Annotated in this window: 6 protein-coding genes; 1 reads left to right on the top strand and 5 read right to left on the bottom strand. The window is 70.2% G+C overall.

Annotated features, from left to right (window positions below; all coding sequences use genetic code 11):
* The 5 genes from AB7U92_RS19475 to argA form a co-directional block, all read right to left on the bottom strand.
* Window positions 1-1,294 (bottom strand): MASE1 domain-containing protein (locus tag AB7U92_RS19475; RefSeq protein ID WP_428580783.1); only part of this gene is annotated, 1,294 nt, incomplete at its 3' end.
* Window positions 1,295-1,325: 31 nt separating this feature from the next.
* Window positions 1,326-1,634 (bottom strand): H-NS family nucleoid-associated regulatory protein, encoded by a 309-nt coding sequence (locus AB7U92_RS19470; protein ID WP_428580780.1) that lies wholly within the window; start codon window positions 1,632-1,634, stop codon window positions 1,326-1,328.
* Window positions 1,635-1,730: 96 nt separating this feature from the next.
* Window positions 1,731-2,768 carry an extracellular solute-binding protein gene (locus tag AB7U92_RS19465; protein ID WP_428580777.1) on the bottom strand — a complete coding sequence of 346 codons (1,038 nt, stop codon included), beginning with the start codon at window positions 2,766-2,768 and terminating at the stop codon, window positions 1,731-1,733.
* A 102-nt stretch (window positions 2,769-2,870) separates the two neighbouring features.
* On the bottom strand, window positions 2,871-3,143 hold the full coding sequence (locus AB7U92_RS19460) for an oxidative damage protection protein (RefSeq protein WP_428580774.1): 273 nt from the start codon (window positions 3,141-3,143) through the stop codon (window positions 2,871-2,873).
* 13 nt (window positions 3,144-3,156) lie between these two features.
* Entirely contained in the window at window positions 3,157-4,494 is a 1,338-nt protein-coding gene (argA, locus tag AB7U92_RS19455; RefSeq protein ID WP_428580772.1) for an amino-acid N-acetyltransferase, read from the bottom strand.
* Between argA and hrpA the strand changes: the two genes are divergently transcribed.
* The coding region (gene hrpA / locus AB7U92_RS19450; RefSeq protein ID WP_428580769.1) for an ATP-dependent RNA helicase HrpA at window positions 4,461-6,579 on the top strand (2,119 nt) is incomplete at its 3' end. The genes argA and hrpA overlap by 34 nt on opposite strands.

Raw genomic sequence — 6,579 nt, 5'->3', positions numbered from 1 at the left:
CGGCCTGCTGGCGCTCGCCGGCCTCCCGCTCGCCATGCACGTCGCGCGCGGTGGCGACGACGCGGATCGGCTCGCCGCCCGCATCCCGATCGGCCACGAGGGCATTGAGCTCGAACCAGCGCCAGGCCGCCTGGCCGCGCCGCATGCGGCACTCGACTCGCACCGAGTCCTCGTCGGCGCGGCGCAGCGAGGCCAAGGCCGCCTGGACGCCGGCGAGATCGTCGCCATGGAGGCAGGCCCAGAACGCCTGCGCCGGCTCGCGCGTGGTCAGCGCCGGCTCGCCGAGCAGTGCGTTCCAGCGCGCCGACAGTTCGAGTTCGCCGCGGCGCAGGTCCCAGTCCGCCACGCCCAGTTGCGACGCCGCCAGCGCCAGCTGCCAGCGCTGTTCGGTGGTGCCGAGTTCGCCGGTCAGCGCTGTCACCAGCAACGGCATCGCCGACAGCGTGGCGAGGTAGCCGGCCAGCATCGCCAGCGCGGCGGTGGGCGCCGCGTCGGCAAAGGGGCCATGGCCGAGGATCGTGCCGGCCGCCGCGATGGCGGAGATCACCAGGGTGCTGGCCGAGGCCGCGAATACGCCGCTGCGCAGCGCCAGCCAGCCCAGCAGCAGGTAGGGCAGGAACAGCAGCGGCGACACCGCGCCGGGCGCGCCGCGGAAGGCCAGCCACGCCCCCAGCAGCGCCCCGCCGGCGAGCGCCGCGCTGCCCAGGCGCTGGCGTTCGTCGAAGGCCCTCTGCAGGGTGCCCCTCGACGCCGTCAGCAGAGGTACGCCGACGACGATCACGCCCATCAGGTCGCCCACCCACCAGTAGGCCAGTGCCGGCAGCGCCGACGACCAGGGCAGCGTGCCGCTCAGCAGCAGCCAGGTCGTTCCGTTCAGCGCCGTGATCAGCGTGCCGGCCACGGCACCGAGCCCGAGCAGGCGCAGGTCGTGGCGCCGATCCAGCGCCGGGTGCAGGCCATGGCGGCGCAGCGCATCGGCGGCCAGGGCCGGGCCGGCCGAGTTGCCCAGTGCGAGCAGGGTGGCGGTCCACAGCGGCAGGCCGGTGGACAGCGCCACCAGCAGCGCGCCGAGCGCCACGGCGGGCCACAGCCGCGGCCCGAGGCGCAGCATCGCTGCGAAGGCCAGGCCGGCCGGCGGCCAGATGAGGCTGACCTGCTCGCCGAGCTGCGGCGCGGCCAGGCCGAGCAGGCCGGTGGCGTAGTACGCCGCGCACAGCACCAGACCCCACACCAGCAAGGTGGCATCGCCGTGCGGCAGCAGGGCCGCTCGGCGCAGGGCACGCAGGGTGGTCATGGCCAGTGGCGGCGGTGGCTGGCGGGGGACTTCAGACCTTGAAATCGTCGAGCTTGCGGCCCGAGGCCAGCGCGGCCTTCAGCCAGTTGGGCTGCAGGCCGCGGCCGCTCCAGGTGTCGCCGGTCGCGGCATTGCGGTACTTCGGCGGCACCTTGCCGCCTGCGCCGGCCTTGCGCGCCGCCGGCGCGGCCTTGCCGCCGAGGTCGGCCAGCGTCAGGCCATATTCGGCCATCAGCGCGCGCACCCGGGCGATCGCCTCGGCGCGGTCGCGCTTCTTGGTCAGTTCGATTTCCCGCTCGATCGCCTCTTTCTGCGACAGCAGTTCCTGCAGCGTGGCCATGTGCTTCTCCCTGGAAAACACCCGATTCCGGCCGGGCGATTCTAGGGAGAACGCCGTTTGCCGACGCCCCCCGGAATTAGTGAGATACCCGCGGATTCACTTGTAGCCGACGCGGTCGAGCATCTGCTGGACCTTCGTCTGGTTGGCCCCGGTCACGGCCACCGGAATCGTTTCGGCCTTGAACGCGCCGAGTGCGGCCAGTGCCGGGTTGGCGGTCTTCACGCTCGGCACCGCGGGCCACTCGTTGTTGCCGTCGGCGAAATAGGTCTGCGCCGAATCGCTGGCCAGATACTCGATGAACTGCCGCGCCGCGGCGAGGTTGGGCGAATTCTTCGCGATCGCGGCACCGGCGATATTCATGTGGGTTCCCCAGGACGACTGGTTGGGAAACACCACGCCGACCTTTTCGACCACGGCGCGGTCGTCGGGATTCGCCGAGCGCATCATGCGGGCGAGGTAATAGGTATTGGTCACCGCGATCCGGCATTCGCCGCTGGCCACGGCCTTGATCTGGTCGGTGTCGCCGCCCTTCGGTGCGCGCGCCATGTTGGCGACCACGCCCTTGAGCCAGGCCTCGGTGGCCGGCTCGCCCAGGTGCTGCATCACCGCGCCGAACAGCGACAGGTTGTACGGATGCGATCCCGAGCGGGTGCAGACCTTGCCCTTGTTCTTCGGGTCGCCGAGTTCCTCGTAGGTGTCGACGTCGTCCTTGGTGACGCTGGCCTTGTTGTAGACGATCACCCGGCCGCGGGTGGACAGTCCGAACCACTGCGAGCCCTGGCCGGCATCGGTGCCGCGCAGCGTGGCGGGGATGCGCTGCTCCAGTACGGCCGACTTGAAGGGCTGGAACAGGCCGTCGGTTTCGGCGCGCCACAGGCGGGCAGCGTCGACGAGCAGGATGACGTCGGCCGGGCTGGCCGAGCCTTCGCTCTTCAGCCGCGCCAGGATGCCGGCGTCGTCGGCATCGACACGGTTGATGCGGATACCGGTGGCCTTGGTGAAGTTGGCGTACAGCGCCTCGTCGGTCTGGTAGTGGCGCGCCGAGTAGAGGTTGAGCACCTTCTCCTGCGCAACGGCCGGCAGAGCGGCAGCGAGGGCAAGCGTGGCGGCGAGGGCGACGGAACGGATCTTCATGCGGGCTCCTGGAAACGGATGCCCGCATTCTAGCCACAAACGAGAATCGTTCTCAGTCCTGTTCTGTTGCGCCAGATCAAGGCGCGGCCGGCTCCGCTGCGCTCAGTTGGACGGCGGCACGTAGCCCGCCGGCTGCTCCGCGCCCTCGCCGAAGAAGAACTTCTCCATCTGCCGCGCCAGGTACTGGCGGGCGCGCTGGTCGGCGAGGTTGAGCCGGTTCTCGTTGACCAGCATGGTCTGGTGCTTCATCCACAGCTGCCAGGCTTCCTTGCTGACCTCGTTGTAGATGCGCTTGCCGAGCTCGCCGGGGTAGGGCGCGAAGTCGAGGCCTTCGCCTTCCTTCTTCAGGTACGTGCACTGGACGGTGCGGGCCATGGGTGAACTCCTTTCACAGTTTCTTGACGAGGACCTGCGAGCGCCGGTCCCAGTTGTACTTGCGCTTGCGCGCCTCGGGCAGCCAGTCGGGGTCGACGGGGGCGAACCCGCGCTTGATGAACCAGTGCATGGTGCGCGTGGTGAGCACGAAGATGCTGCCCAGCCCCATCGCCTTGGCACGCTGCTCGACGCGCTTGAGGATGCGCTCGCCGTCGCCTTGCCCCTGCACGTTGGGCGAGACGGTCAGTGCCGCCAACTCGCCGGTGCGCGACTCCGGGTAGGCGTACAACGCCGCGCAGCCGAAGATCACGCCGTCGTGCTCGATCACGGTGTAGTGGCCGATGTCGCGCTCGATCTCGGTGCGGCTGCGCTTGACCAGCGTGCCGTCGGTCTCGAAGGGTTCGATCAGCTGCAGGATGCCGCCGATGTCGTCGGCCGTCGCCTCCCGCAGGCTCTCGAGCTTCTCGTCGACCACCATGGTGCCGATGCCATCGTGGGTGAACACCTCCAGCAGCAGCGCGCCGTCGACGGCGAAGGGCAGGATGTGCGAGCGCTCCACGCCGCCGCGGCAGGCCTTCACGCAGTGGCGCAGGTAGAAGGAAGGGTCGGTGGGCTGCTGCGGGGCGGGCAGGGCGGCGAGCAGCCGTTCGGCCTCGGCCAGCGCCAGCTCGGTGTCGATCGGGCTCTCGGTGTCATCGGGCTTCTCGTGGATGCCGGGGATCTCGGTGATGAACAGCAGCTTGTCGGCCTGCAGCGCGATGGCCGCGCTGGTGGCCACGTCTTCCATCGTCAGGTTGAAGGCCTCGCCGGTGGGCGAGAAGCCGAATGGCGACAGCAGCACCAGCGCGCCGGTGTCGATGGCGCGGCGCACCGCGGTGGCGTCGACCTTGCGGACCACGCCGCTGTGCATGAAGTCCACGCCGTCGACGATGCCCACCGGGCGCGCGGTGAGGAAGTTGCCCGACACCACGCGCACAATCGCATTGGCCATCGGCGTATTCGGCAGGCCCTGCGAGAAGGCCGCCTCGATCTCGAAGCGCAGCTGGCCGGCGGCCTCCTGCGCGCAGTCGAGCGCCACCGCGTCGGTGATGCGCATGCCGTGGCTGTAGCGCGCCGGATGACCCTTGACGCGCAGCTGCTCGTTCACCTGCGGGCGGAAGCCGTGCACCAGCACCAGCTTGATGCCCATGGCGTGCAGGATCGCCACGTCCTGCGCGAAGCGGTCGAGCTTGCCGGCGGCGATCAGCTCGCCCGCGATGGCCACCACGAAGGTCTTGCCCCGGTAGGCGTGGATGTAGGGCGCGACATGGCGGAACCATGGCACGAAGGTGTGGGGGAAGACGAGGCTCATCGGCGGCAGGGTCGGGCGGCGAAGGCGATTGTGCCGCAGGGCCCGGCGGGGTCGCGGGGTTCATCTCCGATAATCCGCGCCCCGTGCCCACGCCCGCCGCCACCGCCATCCCCTCGATCGAGTTTCCGGAATCGCTGCCCGTCTCCGCGCGGCGCGAGGAGATCGCGCTGGCGATGCGCGAGCACCAGGTGGTGGTGGTCTGCGGCGAGACCGGCTCGGGCAAGACCACACAGCTGCCGAAGATCGCACTCGCCCTCGGCCGCGGGCTCGGCGCGGGCGGCAAGGGGCTGATCGGCCACACGCAGCCGCGGCGCATCGCCGCCTCCAGCGTGGCCAAGCGCATCGCGCAGGAGCTGAACTCGCCGCTGGGTGAGGTGGTGGGCTACAAGGTGCGCTTCCAGGACCGCCTGCAGCGCGGCGCCTCGGTCAAGCTGATGACCGACGGCATCCTTCTCGCCGAGACGCAGAGCGACCCGCTGCTGCGCGCCTACGACACGCTGATCATCGACGAGGCGCACGAGCGCAGCCTGAACATCGACTTCCTGCTCGGCTACCTGCGCCAGATCCTGCCGCGCCGGCCCGACCTGAAGGTGATCGTCACCTCGGCCACCATCGATGCCGACCGCTTCGCGCAGCACTTCGCCTCGGCCAAGGGGCCGGCTCCCGTCATCCAGGTGTCGGGGCGGCTGTTCCCGGTCGAGCAGCGCTGGAAGCCGTTCGAGGAGAGCCGCGAGTTCGACCTGAACGACGCCATCGGCGAGGCCGTCGACGAACTCTGGCGCGAAGGCTGCGGCGACGTGCTCGTCTTCCTGCCCGGCGAGCGCGAGATCCGCGAGGCGGCCGAACACCTGCGCAAGCACCACCCGCCGGGCGTGGAGATCCTGCCGCTGTTCGCGCGGCTGTCGCAGCAGGAGCAGGACCGCGTCTTCGAGCCGCACGGCGCGCCGCGCATCGTGCTGGCCACCAACGTGGCCGAGACCTCGCTGACGGTGCCGGGCATCCGCTACGTGATCGACGCCGGCACGGCGCGGGTCAAGCGCTACAGCTACCGCAACAAGGTCGAGCAGCTGCAGATCGAGCCGGTGAGCCAGGCCGCGGCCAACCAGCGCGCCGGCCGCTGCGGCCGCGTGAGCAACGGCATCTGCATCCGCCTGTACGACGAGAAGGACTTCGCCGGCCGGCCGCGCTTCACCGACCCGGAGATCCTGCGTTCCTCGCTGGCGGGCGTGATCCTGCGCATGAAGGCGCTGGGCCTGGGCAATGTCGAGGACTTTCCCTTCCTCGAACCGCCGCCGCGCCGTGCCATCGCCGACGGCTATCAGCTTCTGTCGGAACTGGGCGCGGTCGACGAGCTGAACCAGCTCACGCCGATCGGCCGTGAACTCTCGAAGCTGCCCCTGGACCCGCGCGTCGGCCGCATGATCCTCGAGGCGCGCGACCGCCACGCGCTCACCGAGGTACTGGTGATCGCCGCCGCCTTCAGCCTGCAGGACGTGCGCGACCGGCCGCTCGAGCAGCAGCAGGCCGCCGACAGCGCGCACAAGAAGTTCGACGACGAGCGCTCGGAGTTCATGGGCGACCTGAAGCTGTGGAAGTGGCTGGAGGACAGCAAGGGTGGCCACGGTGAACACAAGCTGAGCGTGCGCAAGCAGGAGCAGCTGCTGCGCGAGCACTTCATCTCGCCGCGCCGCGTGCGCGAGTGGCGCGACCTGCATTCGCAGCTGCACACCGTGGTGGCCGAGCACGGCTGGCGGCTGAACGGCTCGCCGGCCACCTACGAGCAGATCCACCTGTCGCTGCTGGCGGGCTTGCTGGGCAATATCGGCTGCAAGAGCGACGACGAGGACTGGTACCTCGGTGCGCGCGGCATCCGCTTCCACCGCCACCCGGGCACGCACCTGTCGAAGAAGCCGGGGCGCTGGATCGTCGCCGCCGAGCTGGTCGAGACCACGCGGCTGTTCGGCCGCGGCATCGCCGCGATCGACCCGGCCTGGCTGCCGGGCATCGCCGCGCACGTGATCAAGAAGCAGCTCCTCGAGCCGCACTGGGAGAAGAAGGCGGCCGAGGTCGTCGCGCTGGTTGGCT

The sequence above is a fragment of the Piscinibacter sp. genome (genome assembly GCF_050175855.1).
Lineage (GTDB): Bacteria > Pseudomonadota > Gammaproteobacteria > Burkholderiales > Burkholderiaceae_C > Piscinibacter.
This window is presented reverse-complemented; position numbering and strand designations above follow the sequence as displayed.

Excerpts from the sequence above, each read along its gene's own strand:
- AB7U92_RS19465 (WP_428580777.1), bottom strand. The coding sequence starts at position 2,768 with ATGAAGATCCGTTCCGTCGCCCTCGCCGCCACGCTTGCCCTCGCTGCC.
- argA (WP_428580772.1), bottom strand. The coding sequence starts at position 4,494 with ATGAGCCTCGTCTTCCCCCACACCTTCGTGCCATGGTTCCGCCATGTC.
- AB7U92_RS19470 (WP_428580780.1), bottom strand. The coding sequence starts at position 1,634 with ATGGCCACGCTGCAGGAACTGCTGTCGCAGAAAGAGGCGATCGAGCGG.
- AB7U92_RS19460 (WP_428580774.1), bottom strand. The coding sequence starts at position 3,143 with ATGGCCCGCACCGTCCAGTGCACGTACCTGAAGAAGGAAGGCGAAGGC.